The sequence below is a fragment of the Alloalcanivorax balearicus MACL04 genome (assembly GCF_025532145.1).
In the GTDB taxonomy this organism is placed as follows: Bacteria; Pseudomonadota; Gammaproteobacteria; order Pseudomonadales; family Alcanivoracaceae; genus Alloalcanivorax; species Alloalcanivorax balearicus.
The window spans coordinates 195,219-216,609 of record NZ_ARXS01000002.1 but is presented as its reverse complement, the minus strand read 5'-3'; the positions used below and the strand labels follow the sequence as shown (position 1 = coordinate 216,609).

The 21,391-nt window shown below is 63.6% G+C and carries 17 protein-coding genes; 16 read left to right on the top strand and 1 reads right to left on the bottom strand.

All coding sequences use genetic code 11. From position 1 onward, the window contains the following. Positions 1-126 precede the first annotated feature (126 nt). From lnt to MA04_RS02840, 5 genes are all read left to right on the top strand, one after another. Entirely contained in the window at positions 127-1,596 is a 1,470-nt protein-coding gene (gene lnt, locus MA04_RS02860) for an apolipoprotein N-acyltransferase (protein WP_262459384.1), read from the top strand. Positions 1,597-1,923: 327 nt separating this feature from the next. Beyond that, entirely contained in the window at positions 1,924-2,790 is an 867-nt protein-coding gene (locus tag MA04_RS02855) for an MBL fold metallo-hydrolase (RefSeq protein ID WP_262459383.1), read from the top strand. A gap of 15 nt (positions 2,791-2,805) precedes the next feature. Further along, a complete protein-coding gene (locus MA04_RS02850; protein WP_262459382.1) occupies positions 2,806-4,479 on the top strand; it encodes a bifunctional protein tyrosine phosphatase family protein/NAD(P)/FAD-dependent oxidoreductase in 1,674 nt (557 codons plus the stop codon). Between the two features lie 28 nt (positions 4,480-4,507). Then, positions 4,508-6,262 carry a SulP family inorganic anion transporter gene (locus MA04_RS02845; protein ID WP_262459381.1) on the top strand — a complete coding sequence of 585 codons (1,755 nt, stop codon included), beginning with the start codon at positions 4,508-4,510 and terminating at the stop codon, positions 6,260-6,262. A 76-nt stretch (positions 6,263-6,338) separates the two neighbouring features. Further along, positions 6,339-7,796: an SLC13 family permease gene (locus tag MA04_RS02840; protein ID WP_262459380.1), complete on the top strand. Its 1,458-nt coding sequence runs from the start codon at positions 6,339-6,341 to the stop codon at positions 7,794-7,796. A 70-nt stretch (positions 7,797-7,866) separates the two neighbouring features. On the opposite strand, the gene MA04_RS02835 is transcribed toward MA04_RS02840, so the two are convergent. Continuing rightward, the gene (locus MA04_RS02835) at positions 7,867-8,493 is read right to left on the bottom strand and encodes a YdcF family protein (RefSeq protein WP_163122218.1); all 627 of its coding nucleotides are present in this window, start codon (positions 8,491-8,493) and stop codon (positions 7,867-7,869) included. A 159-nt stretch (positions 8,494-8,652) separates the two neighbouring features. On the opposite strand from MA04_RS02835, the gene leuS reads away from it, so the two are divergent. The 11 genes from leuS (at position 8,653) to rodA (ending at position 21,360) form a co-directional block, all read left to right on the top strand. Next, a complete protein-coding gene (gene leuS, locus MA04_RS02830; protein ID WP_262459379.1) occupies positions 8,653-11,100 on the top strand; it encodes a leucine--tRNA ligase in 2,448 nt (815 codons plus the stop codon). 70 nt (positions 11,101-11,170) lie between these two features. Further along, a complete protein-coding gene (locus MA04_RS02825; protein WP_163122222.1) occupies positions 11,171-11,674 on the top strand; it encodes an LPS-assembly lipoprotein LptE in 504 nt (167 codons plus the stop codon). Between the two features lie 5 nt (positions 11,675-11,679). Next, complete coding sequence (gene holA, locus MA04_RS02820) at positions 11,680-12,684, top strand: DNA polymerase III subunit delta (protein ID WP_163122225.1); 1,005 nt, start codon at positions 11,680-11,682, stop codon at positions 12,682-12,684. Positions 12,685-12,923: 239 nt separating this feature from the next. Then, positions 12,924-14,135 (top strand): Fic family protein, encoded by a 1,212-nt coding sequence (locus tag MA04_RS02815; RefSeq protein ID WP_262459378.1) that lies wholly within the window; start codon positions 12,924-12,926, stop codon positions 14,133-14,135. An 81-nt stretch (positions 14,136-14,216) separates the two neighbouring features. Further along, positions 14,217-15,074: a class I SAM-dependent methyltransferase gene (locus tag MA04_RS02810; protein ID WP_262459377.1), complete on the top strand. Its 858-nt coding sequence runs from the start codon at positions 14,217-14,219 to the stop codon at positions 15,072-15,074. Between the two features lie 73 nt (positions 15,075-15,147). Continuing rightward, positions 15,148-16,404, top strand: coding sequence for a glutamate-5-semialdehyde dehydrogenase (locus MA04_RS02805; protein ID WP_022996038.1), 1,257 nt, complete (start codon positions 15,148-15,150; stop codon positions 16,402-16,404). A 79-nt stretch (positions 16,405-16,483) separates the two neighbouring features. Beyond that, entirely contained in the window at positions 16,484-17,266 is a 783-nt protein-coding gene (gene nadD / locus MA04_RS02800) for a nicotinate-nucleotide adenylyltransferase (RefSeq protein WP_163122235.1), read from the top strand. Further along, positions 17,256-17,630, top strand: a complete 375-nt coding sequence (gene rsfS, locus MA04_RS02795) for a ribosome silencing factor (RefSeq protein ID WP_163122238.1) — start codon at positions 17,256-17,258, stop codon at positions 17,628-17,630. Before nadD ends, rsfS begins: the two co-directional genes overlap by 11 nt. A gap of 81 nt (positions 17,631-17,711) precedes the next feature. After that, positions 17,712-18,182, top strand: coding sequence for a 23S rRNA (pseudouridine(1915)-N(3))-methyltransferase RlmH (gene rlmH, locus MA04_RS02790; RefSeq protein WP_262459376.1), 471 nt, complete (start codon positions 17,712-17,714; stop codon positions 18,180-18,182). 104 nt (positions 18,183-18,286) lie between these two features. After that, complete coding sequence (mrdA, locus tag MA04_RS02785) at positions 18,287-20,218, top strand: penicillin-binding protein 2 (protein ID WP_262459375.1); 1,932 nt, start codon at positions 18,287-18,289, stop codon at positions 20,216-20,218. Beyond that, positions 20,215-21,360 (top strand): rod shape-determining protein RodA, encoded by a 1,146-nt coding sequence (gene rodA, locus MA04_RS02780; protein ID WP_205475339.1) that lies wholly within the window; start codon positions 20,215-20,217, stop codon positions 21,358-21,360. Before mrdA ends, rodA begins: the two co-directional genes overlap by 4 nt. Positions 21,361-21,391 lie beyond the last annotated feature (31 nt).

Sequence of the window (21,391 nt, the reverse complement as noted above, 5' to 3'; positions counted from 1 at the left end):
AAACTAAGCATTGCAAGCTCCATACCAACTCAGAGATATGAGCCCATGGCGCAAGGCGGTTAATTTGCGTATAACGTGGCGTCATCATGCTTGCCCTATGACCTTAGCCGGGAACCACGGATAGCCATGCCCAACCTGCTGCTCGCCCTGATCGCGGGGCTACTGTTTCCCCTCGCCTTTGCCCCCTACGATCTGTGGCCGCTGGTGTTGGTCAGCGCCGCTCTGGGTTATACGGCTCTGGTACGGTCGCCAACCCCGGGCCGCGCTTTCACCGCTGGCTGGCTGTATGGCGTCGGCATGTTCGGGTTTGGCATCAGCTGGCTGCACGTCTCGATGACCGACTACGGCTTCATGCCGTTGTCGATGTCGATTCCGTTCACCGCTTTGTTCGCCATGGGATTGGCGCTGTTTTATGGGCTGGCTTTCTGGTTCACCAAGCGGCGCGGCACCCGCGCCATGGTCTTCGCCGGTACCTGGTTGGTGCTGGACTGGGTGCGTGGCGGGCTGCTGACCGGCTTCCCCTGGCTCTATGCCGGTTACGCCGCCATTGATACGCCACTGGCCGGGCTGGCGCCACTGGGCGGCGTCTGGCTCCTGACTCTGACACTGGTACTGGCCGCCGCCACGGCGGTGGATCTGGCGCGGCCACGGGTAAGCGCCGGGGCGGCTCTGGCGGTGGTACTGATCCTGGTGACCGCGGGCCTGCTGGCCGGGCGCCATGCCTTCACCCACCCTTCCGGCCCTCGCCAACAGGTGGCGTTGGTACAGGGCAATATTCCGCAGGATCTGAAGTGGCTGGTCACCATGCGTGACGAGACCCAGGAGATTTATCACTCGCTCACCGCCAACCTGCCGGAGGACACCCTGGTGATCTGGCCGGAATCGGCGATGATCGAGTTCTATCAGGATATTCGCGGCTTCGTGGATGGCGAAGGCGAACGGATCGCCGCCAAAGGCGGGGCCCTGATCAGCGGTCTGCCCTGGCGCGACGCCAGCACCTATCCGCCGCGCTACCACAACAGCGTGGCGGTGGTGGGCTCCGGTCACGACGGTGTTTACCACAAACAGAAGCTGGTACCGTTCGGTGAATATGTGCCGCTGGAGAGCCTGATTCGCGGATGGATTCCGTTCTTCGATCTGCCCATGTCCAGCTTCACGCCCGGCAGCCCCGACCAGCCCAACCTTTTCGCCCTGGGCCAGGAGATCGCGCCGGCGATCTGCTACGAGATGCTCTATCCAGCCCAGGTAGCGCAGCGCACCGGCAATGCGGACGTGCTGCTGACCATCAGTAACGATGCCTGGTTCGGCCACTCCGCCGGACCCCTGCAGCATTTTCAGATGACCCGTTTGCGCGCCCTGGAAACCGGACGCTGGCTGTTGCGCGGCACTAATAACGGTGTCACCGCCGTAGTGGACGCGCGCGGGCAGGTACGCGACCGGTTGCCGCAATTTGAGCGTGGCGTCCTGATCAGCGAATACCAGCCGCGCCGGGGCCAGACTCCGTTCATGGTGGCCGGCGTCTGGCCCACGTTGCTGCTGGCGCTGGCCATGGCGGTGCTGGCTGGGGGGAAGGGAGGAAGACGGTCGGGTATCTGACGTCTTGCTGTCTCATCGTCGGGGGCAACCTGCTTGCACGCAACACGCAACACGCTTACACGCTTACACGCCATGCTTGCCGACCCAGTAGCGAGACGGAAAGGGCTGATTGTTCGGGAAGTCAGTCATCGTCGGTCGCAAACACGATCGCATGCTATTCTCTGCCGACGATCAGGCTTCGGGTTTAGCGTGCTAGCGTGTTGCGTGTAAGCGTGGATGCGAACCCCCCACATATTCCTTTATCGAATAACCATATAACCAATTTGACTTTTCTTTGTTCGCCCCCTATAACAACGCCATCCCGCAACGTTTTGGATGGATAGGGTCATGGCCGGTCCGCAAGTGGAAAGCTTCTTCGACACCGATACCAACACCGTCAGTTACGTGGTGATCGACCCCGACACCCGCCACTGCGCGGTGGTGGATTCGGTACTGGACTACGATCCGGCCGCCGGGCGCACCCGATACCACAGCGCCCAGCGGCTGGTGGATTACGTTCGCAAGCACGATCTCATCGTGGAATGGCTGTTGGAGACCCACGTCCACGCCGATCATCTGTCGGCGGCGCCCTGGATTCAGCAACAGGTGGGCGGTCAGCTCGCCATCGGTTCCCATATCCAAACGGTACAGAGCACCTTCGGCAAAATCTTCAACGCCGGTTCCGAATTCGCCCGTGACGGCAGCCAGTTCGACCATCTGTTCGAAGACGGCGAACACTATCGGGTCGGTAATCTGGAGGCCGTGGCGTTGCACACTCCGGGCCACACTCCGGCCTGTATGAGCCACCTGATCGGCGACGCGGTGTTCGTCGGCGACACCCTGTTCATGCCCGACTACGGCACCGCCCGCTGTGACTTCCCCGGCGGCGATGCCCGCACCCTTTATCGCTCGGTTCGCAAACTTCTCGCCCTGCCCGGCTCCACCCGCATGTTTTTGTGCCACGATTACCTGCCGGAAGGACGCGACCAGTATCATTGGGAAACCACGGTGGAGGAGCAACGGCGCGCCAACATTCATGTTCACGACGGTGTCGACGAAGAGCAATTCGTCGCCATGCGCGAAAAACGCGATGCCGGACTGGATATGCCGCGCCTGATCCTGCCGTCGGTACAGGTCAACATGCGCGCCGGCCATCTGCCCCCGGCGGAGGACAACGGCGTCCACTATCTGAAGATTCCACTGAATTCGATTTGAACCAACGGGAGCGCAATGAACGACTACAAGACTCTGACCCCGGCCATTTCGGTGGCCGGTCAGTTGCAGCCCGAGGACATGAAAGCCCTGGCCGAAGCCGGTTTTCATACCGTCATCAACAATCGCCCGGACGGCGAAGGCGAGGACCAGCCGACCAGCGAGGCGCTGGCCGGAGCCGCCGCCGAAGCCGGCCTGCGATATCACTATCTGCCGATCACCCCCGGCGAGATCAGCGATGATCAGATCCAGCGCTTCGGGCAACTGCTGGCGGACAACCGCGCCCCGGTCATGGCTTTCTGCCGCACCGGCAACCGTTCCAGTACGCTGTGGGCATTGTCGCAATCCTCACAGCTGGATCCGCAAACGGTTCTCGCCACCACTTCCACCGCCGGTTACGACCTGGAAAAACAGCGTCCTCGCCTGGAACAGCGCTGGCAGCAGGGGCAAAGCACCGACGCCTCACGCCGCTCGCCGGCCAACGATTGGGACGTACTGATCATCGGCGGTGGCGCCGGTGGTCTGGCCGCCGCCGCCAGCCTGCTGAAGCGGCGTCCGTCCCTGAACGTGGCGGTGGTGGAGCCCCGCGACACGCACTATTACCAACCCGCCTGGACTCTGGTGGGAGCCGGCGCCTTCCGCCGCCGCGACACCGCCCGGCCGATGACCCAGGTGATGCCTCGGGGCAGCAAGTGGATCCGGGCCCGGGTCGCCGGTTTCGATCCGGAGCGCAACCAGGTGATCCTGGATGACGGTGATCGCCTCGGCTATCGCGCGCTGATCGTCGCCCCAGGGCTGGAACTGAATCTGGACGCGGTGGAAGGCCTGCGCGACAGCCTCGGTCACAACGGCGTGACCAGTAATTATCTGTTCGAGCACGCGCCCTATACTTGGGAATGCGTACAGAACCTGAAACACGGCCGCGCCCTGTTCACGCAACCGCCAATGCCGATCAAATGCGCCGGCGCGCCACAGAAAGCCCTGTACCTGTCCTGTCATCACTGGGAGCAACGCGGTGTGCTGAAGAACATCGACGTGCACTTCCACAATGCCGGAGAGGCCCTGTTCGGCGTTGCCGACTTCGTGCCGCCGCTGATGGAATACATACGCCGTTATAACGCCACCCTGAACTTCCGCAGCACTCTGCAAGCGGTGGACGCGGGCCATCGCAAAGCCTGGTTCGTGGACAGGGATCAGGACGGCAACGCGCGGGAGCGGGAAGAAAGCTTTGATCTGCTGCACGTAACGCCGCCGCAAAAAGCCCCGGCGTTTGTCGCCGACAGCCCGCTGGCCAACAGCGCCGGCTGGGTCGATCTGGATCCGGCCAGCCTGCAACATCCGCGCTTCGCCAACGTCTTCGCGCTCGGCGACGTGGCCGGCACCAGCAACGCCAAAACCGCCGCGGCGATACGGAAGCAGGCGCCGGTACTGGCGGAAAATCTGCTGTCGGTACTCGATGGCCGCCCCCCCTCCGCCGCCTATGATGGCTACGGCGCCTGCCCGCTGACGGTGGAGAAAGGCAAGGTGATCCTGGCGGAATTCGGTTACCAGGGCGTGCTGCAACCCACCTTTCCGCTGGCGCCCACCCAGGCCCGCTCGTTGTATTGGTGGCTCAAGGCCAAGGCCATGCCACGTATCTATTTCGATCTGATGTTGAAAGGCCACGAATGGCTCACCGGTCCAGCCAAATGAGCCTGTTCCCCCACCGGACTCACCAGCGGTGAGTCCGGCCTCCCCTCGCCGTCGCCTGCCGCTGCCGTCCTGGCTGCCGGCGTCACGCTGGCTGGCGGATTATCAGCGCCGGGATCTCAGCGCCGACGGTCTGGCGGCGGTGATCGTCACCCTCATGCTGATCCCGCAGAGCCTGGCCTACGCGCTGCTGGCCGGCGTTCCGGCCCAGATGGGCCTCTATGCCAGCATACTGCCGCTGGTGGCCTATGCGCTGTTCGGTTCCAGCCGCACCCTGGCCGTGGGGCCGGTGGCGGTGATCTCTCTGATGACCGCGGCGGCGGCCGGCCAGGTGGCCGGCGGCGACAGCGCTACTTTCCTGCTCGCCACCACGGTGCTGGCCCTACTCTCCGGACTCATGCTGGTCGGCATGGGCCTGCTGCGTCTCGGCTGGGTGGCGAATCTGCTCAGCCATTCGGTGATCGGCGGTTTTATTTCCGCTTCCGGCCTGCTGATCGCCGCCAGCCAGCTTAAACATCTGCTGGGGATTCCTCTGCACGGTGACACGCTGTGGGCCCTGGGCGCTTCCCTGCTGGCGCAAACCGGCCGGATTCAATGGACCACGGTGATCCTGGGCCTGCTCACTCTGGCGTTCTTGTTCTGGGCCCGCTCAGGTTTGAAATCCCTTCTCGCCCGCACTCGTCTTTCCGCATCGGCGGCGGATCTTGTCAGCAAAGCGGCGCCGGTACTGGCGGTGATCCTCACCACCCTGGCGGTGGAAGGCCTGGATCTGCGGCGGGCCGGGGTGGCCACGGTGGGAGCCATTCCCGGCGGCCTGCCGGCCCTGAGTCTGCCTGCTTTCGATGCCGAACTGTGGCGGGCTCTGCTGTTACCGGCTTTGCTGATCAGCCTGATCGGCTTCGTCGAGTCGGTGTCGGTGGCCCAGACCCTGGCCGCCAAACGCCGGCAACGCATCGACAGCAATGCGGAGCTGACCGGTCTGGGCATGGCCAACCTGGCCTCGGCGGTCAGCGGCGGCTTCCCGGTTACCGGCGGCTTCTCCCGTTCGGTGGTGAATTTCGATGCCGGCGCCCGCAGCCCCCTGGCCGGCATTCTCACCGCCGTGGGGATCGCCTTGACCGCGCTGTTCTTCACACCCTGGTTCCAGTCCCTGCCGAAGGCCACACTGGCCGCCACCATCATGGTCGCCGTGCTCAGCCTGGTGGATCTCGGCGCCCTGGTCCGCACCTGGCGCTACGCCCGCGCGGACGGCCTGGCCATGGCCGTGACCATAGCCGGCGTGTTGCTGATGGGCGTGGAGGTGGGCGTGATCGCCGGGGTGCTATCGTCGCTGGTGCTGTTTCTGTGGCGCACCGGCCAGCCCCATGTGGCGGAACTGGGCCAGGTGCCCGGCACCGAGCATTTCCGCAATGTGCAACGGCATCAGGTGCTGGTCTCCGCCACCGTGCTGTCGCTGCGGGTGGACGAATCCCTTTACTTCGCCAACGCCCGCCATCTGCAAGATCAGATCTACGACTGCGTCATGCAGCGGCCACAAATCCGCCATGTGGTGCTGTTGTGCTCGGCGGTGAATCAGATCGACGCCAGCGCCCTGGACAGCCTGGAGAGTCTCAATCAACGGCTGGGAGACGCCGGCGTCACGCTGCATTTATCCGAGGTCAAGGGACCGGTGATGGATCGCTTGCGCCGTTCACCGTTCCCGGAACACCTGCACGGCCGGATCTTTCTGACTCATTTCGACGCCCTGCGGGCTCTGGATCCGGCGAGTCTCGCCCCGCCGCGCTAGCGATAAGTCTAATTTCCCACGCCCGGATCCGAGGGCACACTTGTTTGTTTTTCGTTATGCGCCTCAGGAGTCGTCAATGACCGACGCTGCCCGGCACCAGGCCGAAATCAAGAAAGACACCGATCTCGCCGCCTGGATCGGCCTGTTCCTCGGACCTCTATTGCTGCTGGCCTGCCTGCTGACCGATCCGCCCGGCACCTTGAGTGAAGCGGGTTGGCGCACCGTGGGCCTGACCTTGTTAATGGCCACCTGGTGGTCCACCGAGGCAATCCCGATCCCGGTCACGTCGCTGTTGCCGATTCTAATGGCTCCGGCGCTGGGCATCAGCACCGTGGACAAGGCGTCCGCGCCCTACGCCAATCCGGCGATTTTTCTTTTTCTCGGCGGCTTCATGCTGGGGCTGGCCATGGAACGCTGGAATCTGCACAAGCGTATCGCTTTGATGACATTGCGCGCCGTCGGCAGCCAGCCCGCTTACCAGGTGGGTGGTTTCATGCTCGCCACCGCCTTCCTCAGCATGTGGGTCAGCAACACCGCCACCTCGATCATGATGCTGCCCATCGGCATGTCGGTGATCACTTTGCTCGGCGATGACAACCCGCACAGCGAGCGTCTCTCCACCGGATTGCTGCTGGGTATCGCCTACGCCGCCAGCATCGGCGGCATCGCCACCCTGATCGGCACGCCGCCCAACGCGCTGTTGATTGCCTTTCTGAAGGACAACTACGACATCCACATCGGCTTCGGACAATGGATGCTGGTAGGGGTGCCGGTGTCGGTGGTGATGCTGGGCGTCACCTGGCTGTGGCTGACTCGGGGCGGCCTGCGCAAAGCGGAAAAGCTGGCCGACAGCGACGCCCTGATCAACGACGAACTCAAGGCGATGGGGCCGTTGTCCCGGGGCGAGAAAGGGGTCGCGGTAGTGTTTGTGTGCGCCGCCTTCGCCTGGGTATTCCAGCCCCTGATCGCCAAAATCGTGCTGGGAATCAACGACACCAGCATTGCCATGGCGGCGGCCATCGCCTTGTTCCTGGTGCCGGTGAGCATCAAAAACCGGGATTTCCTGATGAGCTGGGGCCACGCCGGCAAGCTGCCCTGGGGCGTGCTGCTGCTGTTCGGCGGCGGTCTGTCCCTGGCCGCCCAGATCCGCGCCACCGGCCTCGCCGACTGGATCGCCCAGGGCATGGGCGCGCTTGGCTTCCTGCCGTTGATCCTGTTGATCGGCATGGTGGTGATGGTGATCATCTTCCTCACCGAGGTGACCTCCAACACCGCCACCGCCGCCGCTTTTCTGCCACTGCTTGGCGCCCTGGCGGTATCCCAGGGCATGTCACCGGAACTGCTGGCGATTCCCGCCGCCATCGCCGCCAGTTGCGCCTTCATGATGCCGGTGGCGACGCCACCCAACGCCATCGTTTTCGGCACCGGCCATCTGCGCATCGGCGACATGATCCGCGCCGGCTTCTTCCTGAACCTGGTGGGCATCGTGGTGGTGACCCTGCTCAGCTATGTGCTGGTGAGGACCATCTGGTAAACCTTTACCCCGTTAGCCGCTGTAGGAGCTTCGAAGTGCGGTCTGAGGGAAGCTGTTTTTACCGCGATTATCACAACGGGTATTTGCAGTGATACCAGATCAGCGCCAGCCATTCGCGCCAGATCAACGGCATCTGTGACAATGCCCCGGCGGAAGGCATCCAGGGGCGGCGTGGCAGGGAAATCACCGCATGGGGTGTCACCTCAAGGCGCTGGGCTTGAAAACAAAGCGTGGCCCGGCACAGATGGGCCTGGTCAGTGACCAGCACCAGACTCTCGATACCGCGAAGACGCAGAACCCGGGCCGCCATCACCGCGTTTTCCCAGGTATTGCGGCTCTCCGCTTCCAGCATCAGGGGCGCATCCGGCCAGGCCCGGCGCACCACCTCGGCCATCAGCGCGGCCTCGGATTGCTCCGCAAGCAGCGGCTCGGCGCCGGGGGCGCCACCGCAAAGCAATAATGGCAATTGCCGCTCGCGGGCCAGTTCCAGCGCCACCCGCAACCGCTTCAGGCCCAGCGTGTTGAGACGGTAACCATCGCCATCACGGCGCCGGCCTGCCCCCAGCACCACCACCGCCCGCGGCGGCGACGAGCCACGCCGCGGCGGCACCGGCGGGTAAAACAGAGCGACCACCGCCGGCAGGGTGGCACCGGCCATCACCAGCGCCACCATGCCCAGAATCATTACCTCGTCCATTCGCTGTCTGCCCGCGCCCCGCTCATGTATCCTATGTTCCCTTCATGTGTCCGCATGTGCCCGACCCGTGCACCGCCGTCGGCCGTGCGCCATGACTTACGCGACAACACACTGACAGACACCGACTGACCAAACACTAACCAAGCACTAAGAGAACCGATGGACGCACAGTATCGCCCTGACCAGGTAGAACGGGAAGCCCAGGAATACTGGGAAAATCAGGAGACCTTCAAAGTCACCGAGCAACCGGGCAAGGAAAAATTCTATTGCCTGAGCATGTTCCCCTATCCCTCAGGTCGACTACACATGGGCCATGTGCGCAACTACACCATCGGCGACGTGATCAGCCGGTACCAGCGCTTGCAGGGCAAGAACGTGATGCAGCCGATGGGCTGGGACGCTTTTGGTCTGCCCGCCGAGAACGCCGCCATCAAGAACAAGGTGGCCCCGGCCAAGTGGACCTTCGAGAACATCGACTACATGAAGGGCCAGCTCAAACGTCTGGGCTTCGGCTACGACTGGGATCGGGAACTGGCCACCTGCACCCCGGAATACTATCGCTGGGAGCAATGGTTTTTCACCAGGCTGTACGAAAAGGGCCTGGTGTACCGCAAGATGTCCACGGTGAACTGGGACCCGGAAGACCAGACCGTACTGGCCAACGAACAGGTCATCGATGGCCGGGGCTGGCGCTCCGGCGCCCTGGTGGAACAGAAAGAGATTCCCCAGTGGTTCATCAAGATCACCGACTACGCCGACGAACTGCTCAGTGATCTGGACCAGCTGGACGGCTGGCCGGAGCAGGTCAAGACCATGCAGCGCAACTGGATCGGCCGCTCCGAAGGGGTGGAGATGGCCTTCGCCATCGACGGTGAAGAGCCGCTGCGCGTTTATACCACCCGCCCGGACACGCTGATGGGCGTGAGCTACGTGGCCGTGGCCGCGGCCCACCCGCTGGCGAAAAAGGCGGCGGCCGCCAACCACCAAGTGGCCGACTTCGTGGAGGAGTGCCTGCATAACAAGGTGGCCGAAGCCGACATGGCCACCATGGAAAAGAAAGGCATCTTTACCGGTCTCCACGCCACTCATCCGATCAGCGGTGAGCAAGTGCCGGTGTGGGTCGCCAACTTCGTCCTGATGAGCTACGGCACCGGTGCCGTCATGGCCGTGCCCGCCCACGATCAGCGCGATTTCGAGTTTGCCCGCAAGTACGACCTGCCCATCAAGCAGGTGATCGAACCGGCAAACGGTGAAGCGATTGATCTGGAAAAGGAAGCCTTCACCGGAAAAGGCAGGCTGGTGAACTCCGCCGAGTTCAGCGGCAAAACCTCCGCCGAGGCCTTCGACGCTATTGCCGCCTGGTTGAACGAACGCAACCTGGGCGAGAAAAAAGTAAACTACCGTCTGCGCGACTGGGGCGTGTCCCGTCAGCGTTATTGGGGCGCCCCCATCCCCATGGTGGAAACCGAAGACGGCGAGCTGCACCCCGCCCCGGAAGACCAACTGCCGGTGGAACTGCCCACCGACGTGGAAATGGATGGCGTAAAGAGCCCCATCAAAGCGGACCCCGAATGGGCCAAAACCACCTGGAATGGTCAGCCCGCCCTGCGTGAGACCGACACCTTCGACACCTTCATGGAGTCCAGTTGGTATTACGCCCGTTACTGCTGCCCGCAGAACGACCAGGCCATGCTGGACCCGGCCGCCGCCAATTACTGGCTGCCTGTGGACCAGTACGTGGGCGGTATCGAACACGCTATTCTGCACCTGCTGTACTCACGCTTCTTCCACAAGCTGATGCGTGACGCCGGCCTGCTCGACAGTGATGAGCCGTTCAAGCGGCTGTTGTGCCAGGGCATGGTGCTCAAGGACGGCGCCAAGATGTCCAAGTCCAAGGGCAACACCGTGGACCCGCAACAGATGATCGAGCAGTACGGCGCCGACACCGTGCGGCTGTTCATGATGTTCGCGGCACCGCCGGAGCAGTCCCTGGAATGGAACGACGCCGGCGTCGAAGGCGCCCACCGCTTTATCAAGCGGTTGTGGCGGATGGTCGCCGAGCATGTCGAAGGCGGCGCCGCGCCGGCACTGGATCCGAGCGCGCTGAGCGCCGACGCCAAGGCCGTGCGCCGCAAGACCCATGAGACCATTCAGAAGGTCAGCGATGACTTCAGTCGCCGTTACACCTTCAATACCGCCATCGCCGCGGTGATGGAACTGATCAACGACACCGGCCGCCTTGCCGCCGATGGTGAGCAGGCCAGCGCGGTCCGCCAGGAGGCACTGGAAGCCGCGGTACTGTTGCTGTCACCCATTATTCCCCACGCCTCCCATCAGCTGTGGCGGGCACTGGGCCATGATGACGCAGTGATCGACGCCACTTGGCCCGAAGTGGACGAAAGCGCCCTGGTCAAGGACAGTGTGGAACTGGTGGTGCAGGTGAATGGCAAGGTGCGCGCCAAACTGGAAGCACCGGCGGACGCCGACAACGCTGCCCTGGAAGCGCTGGCCATGGCCGAAGAGAACGTGCGCAAGTTCATCGACGGCAAGACCGTGCGCAAGGTCATCGTGGTGCCCGGCAAACTGGTTAATATTGTTGCCAACTAATGGTTGCCAACTTAAGGGTCGCCAACTGACTTTGTCGCCAACTCAAGACCGGCAGCTCACGGAGATCTTCATGACGCTCGTCCCGCATCGCACGCTGTTGCTTGTTCTCGCCACGCTCCTGCTGACAGCGTGCAGCGGCTGGCAGCTACGCGGCCAGACCCACACGCCGCAGTTCGAGAGCGTGACCCTGGCTGGCGGAGCGGCCCAGTTGCGGTACACCCTGGAACGGGAACTGACGCCGCTGGGCGTGCTGCTGCACAACGAGTCGCCCTACGTGATCAAGGTCATCGACGAACGTTGGGACCGGCGCACGGCGGCGGTGGACGAGCGCGGGCGGATCGCCGAACTGGAACTGCATTACGAGCTGGTGTGGCAGTTGATCGACCGCGACACCCAGGCGCCGCTCAACCCGCCCCGCCACATCAGGGCACTGCGTAACCTGGCCTACTACCCGGACAACATCACCGCCTCTTCCGATGAGGAAGAGATGATCCGCCAGGACCTGTACGACGACATTGTCTACCGCCTGATCAACCAGCTGGCGGACGCTTCCCGCAAAGTACAACAGGACTGACCGCCATGCGGCTGCGCGCGGACCAACTGGGCAAACACCTCAAGGGCGAAGAGCTGCTGCCGGTCTACCTGGTGGCCGGCGACGAGCCCCTGCAACAGGACGAGGCCCTTGATGCCTTGCGCGCCGCGGCCCGCCAGCGCGGTTTCGAGGAGCGGCAACGTTTCAGCGCCGACACCGGCATCGACTGGAATGCCCTGCTCAACGAAGCGCAAAGCCTGAGCCTGTTTGGCGGCCGCCGGATCCTCGAGGTGGTGCTCCACGACAAGCGCCCGGACAAAGCCGGCAGCCAGATCCTGCGGGACCTGATGGCCACCCCGTCCCCCGACACCCTGCTACTGATCCGCTGTTCACGGCTGGACCGCCGCAAGGACTGGGGCAGTGCCTGGATCAAAGCGCTGGATGGCTGCGGCGCGGTCATCGAGATCTGGCCAGTGGAAGGACGCCAGCTCTACCCCTGGTTGCGGGACCGTCTGGCCAGCCGTGGCCTCAACGCGGACGAAGACGCCCTGGAACTGCTGATCCAGCGCAGCGAAGGCAATCTGCTGGCCGCCGCCCAGGAGGTGGACAAACTGGCCCTGCTGGCCGAGGACGGCCACATCACACCGGAAACCGTGCAACAGTCGGTGGGCGATTCCAGCCGTTACACGCCTTTCGATCTCACCGACGCCACCGCCCAGGGTGATCCCGCCCGCGCCCTGCGGATCCTGCGAACACTGCGGGCCGAGGGCGTGGAACCGCCGGTGATCCTGTGGGCCCTGAGCCGCCACCTGCGCGGCCTGGACGCCCTGCTCACCGGCGGCAACCCGCCACGCATGCCCCCCGCCCGGATGCGCGCCATGGAGACCCAGGCTTCGCGCCTGCGGCCGCGCCAGTTGCATCAGGCCCAGGCCCTGGCGATCCGCGCCGACCGCACCGTCAAGGGCATGGCTCCCGGCGATCCCTGGAAACACCTCGGCAGCCTGGTGCTGCGTCTTACCGGCCAGCCTCTGCCGCCGATTCTGGAAAGGTAAGGCCGACCGCTGGCACGCTTACACGCAACACGCCGACACGCCAAACCCAAAGCCTGAAAGCGTCGTGCCGGACTTGATCCGGCATCTCGTGACTGCCGTCCATGCTGTTCCTGACGGAACCGGCCAACAAACCGGCCATAACCACACCTTAAAAATAGAAATAATCGGCAAAAACTCTTTGACTACGCGGGCTAAGGGACCATATGATCCGGCCAATAAACCGGCCAAAGGCGGCCCCTATGACAACCAGTATTCTGGATCTAGCCCCTTTCTTGCCCAGCCATGATGCGCTTGAAAAGTCGGATCTGCCTGACAAGGCATTGGATCTCAAGGGACTGGCCGCGGGGCTGGCAGGACAGCTTCACCCGATAACCGCCGCCACAGTCCGCGCCCACATGGCGGTGATCAACTCCTATTACTCCAACCTCATTGAGGGCAACCGGACCCGCCCCTATGAAATACGCCAGGCTCAGCGCGGCGACTTCAGCACGGATCCGGCAGCACGAGACCTGCAGCAGGAGTCACTTGCTCATGTCCAGACACAGGAACTCCTGTCCGAACGACACCCCAGTGTGGAAGAATCCTTTTCCCCCGCGATCCTGCGATGGCTTCACGAGCGGTTCTATGCGGAGCTTCCCGAACGTCGTCGCATAGTGCGCGACGAAAAGAGCGGCGAAGAGGAAATCGTTGAACCCGGGCACTACCGTCAGCGGACCGTTCAGGTTGGCCAGCATATTCCTCCGGCCGCGGAGGACCTTGCCGGGTTGCTCGACCGCTTCTTCGACACCTACCAACCCGGGCGCCATTCCGGCACCAACAAGATCATCGCCGTGATGGCCGCTCACCACCGCCTGGTCTGGATCCACCCTTTTCTCGATGGCAATGGGCGCGTAACCCGGCTGTGGACGGACCAGGCTCTGAAAGCGATCGGATTGGACAGCGTCGGCGTCTGGTGTCTGAACAGGGGGCTGGCTCGTAGCGCGGATCGCTACAAACTGTTGTTACATCAGGCGGACCAACCCAGACAAGGAACCCGGGACGGCCGAGGCCCTCTTTCCGAGACCGCCTTGATCGGGTTTTGCGACTACATGTTGGATCAAGCACTGGATCAGGTTGGTTACATCCGTGACCTGCTCAAGCTCCCCTCTCTGCAACAACGCATTCAAGGCTATGTGCAAGCCCGCAATGATGGACGAGTCCCCACCCGCCCGGAGCCGCTGAAACCCGCCGCCGCCCGCGTCCTGTTCGCCGCCTTCCAGGCCGGGGAACTGGAGCGCTCGGAAGCTTTGGAACTAACCGGGCAGCACTCTGATCGCAATGCCCGACGCCTGCTCAGTCAACTGCGCGACGACGGCTTGTTGAGCGAAACCAGCAATCGCTCCCCGCTGCGCTGGCAAATTCCTGAACACGCGGAGTCCTGGTATTTCCCGGAACTGGCGCCAGGCCTTTAAGTCTGGCCGGATTGGCCCGCTCGGAGTCCGCCACTCTGCTAGGGTCCGTGAACCGGATTCAATCGTCGCCAGGAAAGAACTATGCCGCAGCGTCTGGACACCTCTTCGATCAGTTTCACCGCCCTCTACACCGGTCAGGTGTGGGTTCGGAACGGGCTTTCCTCGGCGGATTTCCAGACCCCCGCCGGGGCCTTGCTATACCATGCGATGACGCCCTTCGAGGCGGCGGGCAAACAGCTGCTCGGCGGTAATATCCGCACTTTCCTGTTGCAACGCCATTACCTCATCGACGCCCGCCTGCAGTCACTGATCCAACGCTATCCGGACTTGCAGATTCTGGAAATCGCCTGTGGTCTGAGCCCGCGCGGCCATCGCTTTCGTCAGCAGCACTCCGGCATCACCTATGTGGAGGCGGATCTGCCGGACATGGCCCGGCGCAAACGGCGGCTGCTGGCACGGCTGGGGGCGCTTGGTGACCGGCACCGGGTGGAAACGGTGAACATCCTGCTGGAGCAGGGCGAGGACAGCGTGCCCGCCCTGCTGGCCCGCTTCGACCCGGACAAGCCGGTGGCGGTGGTCACCGAAGGCCTGATCAATTATTTCTCGCTGACCTCGATCAGCCCGTTCTGGCAACGGCTGGCGGCGTCACTGGCCGGCTTTCCCGATGGCCGTTATCTCACCGACAATTATCCGCTCTACGCCAACCGCCGTTTCCAGCGGACCCTGAAAACCCTGGGCGGTCTGCTCGGTGTCCTGTCCCGCAGTCAGGTCAGCTTCCATTTCGATTCCGACGAGGAGAGCCGGGCCCATTTTCGCGCCCTCGGTTTCCAGGGCCTCGATATTCACGACCCGGCGGATTACTACCAGCGGCTGCCCATTCCGCGCACCCGCCGCACCCCGATGGTACGGGTCCTGGAAGCCCGTACCGGGCCGGCGTGACGGCGCCGGTTTCGCCGCTGTCGTCCTGCACCTATACTATGGGGCTTCCGATCGACACGGCATGACAGAACACATGGATATCCAGCAGTACATGGCCAACGTGGGCGAGCACGCCCGCGACGCCGCCCGGGCCATGGCCCGGGCCAGCGCCGGTGACAAGAACAACGCCCTGATGGCCATCGCCGGGGCGTTGCGCGAGCACCGTGACACCATTCTCGCCGCCAACCAGGGCGACCTGGCACGGGGCCGCGACAATGGCCTGGACGCGGCCTTGCTGGATCGCCTGGAACTGACCCCGGCGCGCTTCGAGGGCATGGTGGAAGGGCTCGAGCAGGTCATCGCGCTGGCCGATCCGGTGGGGGAAATCACCGATCTGAACTATCGCCCCTCCGGCATCCAGGTGGGCCGCATGCGCGTGCCCCTGGGCGTGATCGGCATCATTTACGAATCCCGTCCCAACGTCACCATCGACGCGGCGGCCCTGTGTCTGAAATCCGGCAACGCGGCGATTCTGCGTGGCGGCTCCGAAGCCATTGATTCCAATCAGGCCATCGCCGCCTGCCTGCGCCAGGGTCTGGCCGCCGCCGGCCTGCCGGAAACCGCGGTACAGGTGCTGGAAACCACCGACCGCGCCGCGGTGGGTGAGTTGATCACCCATCCCGAGTATGTGGACGTGATCGTCCCCCGTGGCGGCAAGGGCCTGATCGAGCGCATCAGCCGGGAAGCCCGGGTGCCGGTTATCAAGCATCTGGACGGCAACTGCCACACCTACATCGATGTGGACGCCGATGCCGACAAGGCGATCAAAGTCGCCTACAACGCCAAGACCCAGCGCTATGGCACCTGCAACACCATGGAAACGCTGCTGGTGCACCGGGATATCGCCGCCACCGTGTTGCCGGAGCTGGCCCGGATGTACCGGGAAGAGGGTGTGGAGTTGCGTGGCTGCGAACGCACCCGGGCGCTGCTGAAAGACATCAACGCCGCCACTGAAAGTGACTGGGAAGAAGAGTATCTGGCACCGATTCTGGCCATTCGCATCGTCGATGATCTGGATCAGGCCATGGATCATATCCATCGCTACAGTTCCCAACACAGCGAGGCGATCATTACCGAGAACTACACCCGGGCACGGCGCTTTCTCGCCGAAGTGGATTCCAGCTCGGTGATGGTCAATGCTTCCACCCGCTTCGCCGACGGCTTTGAATACGGTCTTGGCGCGGAGATCGGCATTTCCACCGATAAGCTCCATGCCCGGGGCCCGGTGGGTCTGGAAGGACTGACCAGTCAAAAATGGGTGGTACTGGGCGACGGGCATGTGCGCCAGTAACGGGAGCGGATTCTGAATCTCCAGCCTCATCGCCAGACGCCAGACGCTGGACGCCAGACGCTAAAACCAGGAGGTTTCCATGGTTAGCGTCCAGCGTCCGGCGTCCGGCGTCCGGCCTCTCATTCTTTTCGGTGGCACCTTCGATCCGGTTCATGGCGCTCATGTGCGCGCCGCCCTGGCCGTGTCCCAGGTGCTCGGTAACGCGCCGGTGCGCTTGCTCCCCAATGCAGTGCCGCCACACCGGCCCCAGCCCCTGGCGGACGCCAGCGAGCGCCTGGCCATGGTGCGCCTGGCCTGCGCCGGACATCCGGCCCTGCAGGCGGATGATTGGGAGTTACGCCAGGCCGGCCCGTCCTATACTCATCTGACGTTGCAACACTTTCGTCGTCTTATTGGCCGGCGGCGGCCATTGGTGTTCATGATCGGCGCCGACAGCTTCGCCAGCCTGCATCAATGGCATGGCTGGCGCCGCTTCGCCGCCCTGTGCCATCTGGCGGTGGTGCCCCGCCCCGGCGCGCCGGCACCGCTGCCGGCGGTGGAAAAGGCCTTTCCGCGAGGCCGGCCACGCCTGCTGCAGGCCCTTCCGGCGGGGCGCCGGCTGATGCTGACGCATCCGCATATGGACATTTCCGCCACCGCCATCCGCGAGGCACTGGAACATCGGGGGCAATGCCGTGCCCTGACCCCGGTGGTGGAAGCGCATATCCGCCGCCATGGTTTGTATAATGTGCGGACATCCGCTGCCCCGGCGGCGCCCCGAATCACCGAACCCGGCTCCGACACCGACGCCACTACAAACATCGACGTCACCACCAACACCGACGCCAATACAATGGAAACAATGAGGCCCCATGAGTTCTGATACCTCTCTGCTGGATCTGGCACTCGACGCGCTCGAAGAGCTGAAAGCACGGAACGTCACTCACCTGGATGTTCGCGAGCTCACCAGTGTGGCGGACGATATGGTCATCGCCAGCGGCACCTCCAACCGTCACGTCAAAGCACTGGCGGACAACGTGGTGGAACGGGCCAAACAGGCCGGTTATCGCCCGCTGGGCACCGAAGGCGAAAAAGGCGCCGAGTGGATCCTGGTGGATCTCGGTGACGTCATCGTCCACTTGATGCTGCCCGCCACCCGCGAGTTCTACGATCTGGAACGTCTGTGGCGGAATCCGGATCACCATCCCGAACGGACCGGCACGCCGGCCAACAAGGATCCGGGCTGAACCGGCGAGCCGTTTCGCAGTCCCACTTGCCTGAGCCGGCATCACTCAGGGCCGGGTCAGGGGGGCGCCGCAGGAGAGTCTATGCGCATCCATCTGTTTGCCGTCGGCACTCGTATGCCGGCCTGGGTCGAGCAGGGCTTCCAGGAATACCAGAAGCGGCTGCCCCCGGACATGCGCCTGCTGCTGGAGGAAATCCCACTGCCCAAACGGGCCAAGGGCGACGTCGCCGCTTTGGTGCGGGCCGAGGGTGAGGCCATCCGCAAACGGCTGGAGAAGCTGCCCGGCGCCCGCGTAGTGGCCCTGGAAGTCACCGGCAAAGCGGTGGATACGCCGATGTTGTCACAACGTCTCGGCGAGTTGCGGGATTTGGGGCAGGATCTGGCGCTGCTGGTGGGAGGTCCGGATGGCCTGTGTTCGAGGTTGTCCGCCGACGCCGACGAGCGCTGGTCGCTGTCGGCATTGACGCTGCCGCATCCGCTGGTACGGGTATTACTCGCCGAACAGCTGTATCGCGGCTGGACGCTGCTTGCCGGCCACCCCTATCATCGCTGAGCAAAACCACCCGATAATCTGGCAGCCATGCGCGATCCACATTCACATTTCGTTCCGATCACCGTGCCGCGGCGACCGGGCGCGGAACCGATCACAGGATCCACATGCGCCAACCGCTGACCCTCAAGGACCACCATCACGAGCACCGTCTGTTCAGCCTGCGTCTGCTGGTGGCGGTGGCGCTGGTGCTGGTGTTGTCACTGGTACTGGTCGGGCGCATGGCCTGGCTGCAGATTGCCCAGCACAGCCGGTTCACCACTCTTAGCGACAACAACCGGGTACTGACTCAGGCAATGTCACCGCCGCGTGGCCTGATCACTGACCGCAACGGGGAAATCCTGGCGGTGAACCGACCGGATTTCACCCTGGAACTGGCGGTGGAACAAAGCGCGGACCTGAACGAGACCCTGAATCGCATCCGCCAGTTGGTCCCGCTGACCGACGATGACCTGGAGCGGTTCGAGCGGCGCCGCACCAGCGCCCGCCGCCCGTGGGAACCGATCCCGCTGCGTGGCCGCCTCACCGAAGAGGAAATCGCCCGCATCGCGGTGCACCAACACGAGCTGCCCGGGGCCCGGGTCACGGCCTCGCCGGTGCGCTACTATCCTCACAGCCATTTGTTTTCCCATGCGCTCGGTTACGTCAACCGCCTCAGTGCCGAGGATCTGGATAACATGACCCTGGCCGAGCAGCGCAACTACAGCGGTACTCATTATTACGGCCGCACCGGCGTGGAACGCTATTACGAGCATCGTCTGCACGGCCAGGTCGGCTATCGTCAGGTGGAAACCAACGCCCGCGGCCGGATCCTGCGCGTTCTGGAAGAACAGCCGCCGATACCCGGTGACGATCTGCGCCTGTCCCTGGATCTGAAAGTACAGCAGGCTGCCTATGACGCGCTTGGCGAGCGGCGCGGCGCGGTGGTCGCCATTGATCCCCGTGACGGCAGCGTGCTCGCCTTCGTCAGCCGCCCCGGTTTCGATCCCAACCTGTTCGTCACCGGCATTTCCCACAAAGACTATGCCCGTTATCAGCAGGATCACGATCACCCGCTGTTCAACCGCGCCCTGCAGGGCCGTTATCCACCGGGCTCCACGGTGAAACCCATGCTCGGTCTGGCCGGCCTGGATGCCGGCGTCACCAACTGGGAGAGGACCATCTACGATCCCGGCTATTTCAGCCTCGAGGGCAATCCGCACCGCTACCGGGACTGGAAGCGCTGGGGGCATGGTCAGGTGGATATGGAAAAAGCGGTGGTGCAATCCTGTGACACCTATTTCTACGATATGGGGTTCCGGCTCGGTATCGATCGCATGCATGATTTCATGGTCGGCTTCTCCATCGGCGAGGCCACCGGCATCGACCTGCTCAACGAATCCGAAGGGAATATGCCTTCCCGGGAATGGAAACGGGCCGCCCGTAACGCGCCCTGGTTCCACGGCGATACCATCAATACCAGTATCGGCCAGGGGTTCATGCTCACCACCCCGCTGCAACTGGCGGTGGCCACGGCGATCCTGGCCAACGATGGCCACCAGGTGGTGCCCACCCTGGCCGCCGATGAAACCCATCCGCCGCGCCGGCCGGATATCGCGCTCAAGGACCCTCGGAACTGGGAGCGCATGAAACACGCCATGGAAGCCGTGGTCCACAGCAACCGTGGCACCGGCCGTGTCATGGCCAAGGACGCCCGCTACCATATGGGCGCCAAAAGCGGCACCGCTCAGGTGTTTTCGGTTGGCCAGGAAGAAACCTATAACGAGGAAGAATTGGCGGAACGCATGCTCGACCATGCCCTGATCGTATCCTTCGCACCGGTGGAGAACCCGGCCATCGCCGTGGCGGTGATGGTGGAAAACGGCCGCCACGGCGGCTCCGTGGCCGGCCCGGTGGCCCGCCAGGTGATGGATGCCTGGCTGCTGGACCAGGACGGTAACCTGAATGTTCCGGAACCTCTGGCGCGTCCCCCCATACAGAATGCGTTGCCGACACCGGCCAATACCACCGCCCACTCGACCAGGACGGCCGCCCCATGAGTCAAGTCGATCCTGTCAGAACCACCGATAACGGTGGCCATGCCATCTTCCGCACCCCGGTGGCCACACGTCTGCATCTGGACCCCCCGCTGCTGGCGGCCCTTCTGCTGACCATGCTGGGCGGCCTGGCGGTCCTCTACAGCGCCAGCGGCGGCAGCCTGGACACGGTGATCCGCCAGGCCATCCGCTTCGGTGGCGGTTTGCTGGTGATGCTGGTGTTGGCGCAACTGCCGCCGAGGACGTTCCGTTTCTGGGCTCCCCTGGTGTACGGCGTCGGCCTGGTCCTGCTGGCACTGGTGATTCTGGTAGGCACCGAGGCCAAGGGCGCCCAGCGCTGGCTGAGCCTGCCCGGCATCGGCCGTTTCCAACCCGCGGAGCTGATGAAACTGGCGGTGCCGGCCATGGTCGCCTGGTTCTTCAGCGACCGTACTCTGCCACCGTCAAAACGCAATGTGCTCGGATCACTGGTGCTCATCTTTCTGCCGACGGTCCTGATCGCCATGCAGCCGGATCTGGGCACCGCCATTTTGATTGCCGCCGCCGGCCTGGTGGTTCTGTTCATGGCGGGGCTGTCCTGGCGGCTGATCGGACTAGCGGTGCTGGTGCTGGTGGTGGCCGCGCCACTAATGTATTTCTTCGTTCTGCACGATTACCAGCGCACCCGGGTGGATACCTTTCTGAATCCGGAAGCGGACCCACGCGGGGCCGGCTGGAACATCATCCAGTCGAAGACCGCCATCGGCTCCGGCGGCATCGGCGGCAAGGGCTGGCAGGACGGCACCCAGTCGCGACTGGATTTCCTGCCGGAGTCCCACACCGATTTCATTCTCGCCGTGCTTGGTGAAGAGTTCGGGCTGATCGGATTCCTGCTATTACTGGCGGTCTATCTGGTGATCATCGGGCGAGGCTTTTTTATCAGCTGGCAAGCTCAGGAGACTTTCAGCCGATTGTTGGCGGCGGCGCTGACCATGACTTTTTTCATCTACGTGTTTGTCAACGTGGGCATGGTGTCCGGCCTGCTGCCGGTGGTGGGGGTACCGCTGCCGCTGGTCAGTTATGGCGGTACCTCGATCGTCACCCTGCTGGCCAGTTTCGGCATGCTGATGTCGATCCATACCCATCGGCGCTTCATCAACTTCTGAACCGGTGACGGATTCCATGGTCTGCACTTGG

Excerpts from the sequence above, each read along its gene's own strand:
- rodA (WP_205475339.1), top strand. The coding sequence starts at position 20,215 with ATGAGTCAAGTCGATCCTGTCAGAACCACCGATAACGGTGGCCATGCC.
- holA (WP_163122225.1), top strand. The coding sequence starts at position 11,680 with ATGCGGCTGCGCGCGGACCAACTGGGCAAACACCTCAAGGGCGAAGAG.
- leuS (WP_262459379.1), top strand. The coding sequence starts at position 8,653 with ATGGACGCACAGTATCGCCCTGACCAGGTAGAACGGGAAGCCCAGGAA.
- lnt (WP_262459384.1), top strand. The coding sequence starts at position 127 with ATGCCCAACCTGCTGCTCGCCCTGATCGCGGGGCTACTGTTTCCCCTC.
- rsfS (WP_163122238.1), top strand. The coding sequence starts at position 17,256 with ATGAGTTCTGATACCTCTCTGCTGGATCTGGCACTCGACGCGCTCGAA.
- MA04_RS02835 (WP_163122218.1), bottom strand. The coding sequence starts at position 8,493 with ATGGACGAGGTAATGATTCTGGGCATGGTGGCGCTGGTGATGGCCGGT.
- rlmH (WP_262459376.1), top strand. The coding sequence starts at position 17,712 with ATGCGCATCCATCTGTTTGCCGTCGGCACTCGTATGCCGGCCTGGGTC.
- mrdA (WP_262459375.1), top strand. The coding sequence starts at position 18,287 with ATGCGCCAACCGCTGACCCTCAAGGACCACCATCACGAGCACCGTCTG.
- MA04_RS02850 (WP_262459382.1), top strand. The coding sequence starts at position 2,806 with ATGAACGACTACAAGACTCTGACCCCGGCCATTTCGGTGGCCGGTCAG.
- MA04_RS02855 (WP_262459383.1), top strand. The coding sequence starts at position 1,924 with ATGGCCGGTCCGCAAGTGGAAAGCTTCTTCGACACCGATACCAACACC.
- MA04_RS02840 (WP_262459380.1), top strand. The coding sequence starts at position 6,339 with ATGACCGACGCTGCCCGGCACCAGGCCGAAATCAAGAAAGACACCGAT.
- MA04_RS02815 (WP_262459378.1), top strand. The coding sequence starts at position 12,924 with ATGACAACCAGTATTCTGGATCTAGCCCCTTTCTTGCCCAGCCATGAT.
- nadD (WP_163122235.1), top strand. The coding sequence starts at position 16,484 with ATGGTTAGCGTCCAGCGTCCGGCGTCCGGCGTCCGGCCTCTCATTCTT.
- MA04_RS02825 (WP_163122222.1), top strand. The coding sequence starts at position 11,171 with ATGACGCTCGTCCCGCATCGCACGCTGTTGCTTGTTCTCGCCACGCTC.
- MA04_RS02805 (WP_022996038.1), top strand. The coding sequence starts at position 15,148 with ATGGATATCCAGCAGTACATGGCCAACGTGGGCGAGCACGCCCGCGAC.
- MA04_RS02810 (WP_262459377.1), top strand. The coding sequence starts at position 14,217 with ATGCCGCAGCGTCTGGACACCTCTTCGATCAGTTTCACCGCCCTCTAC.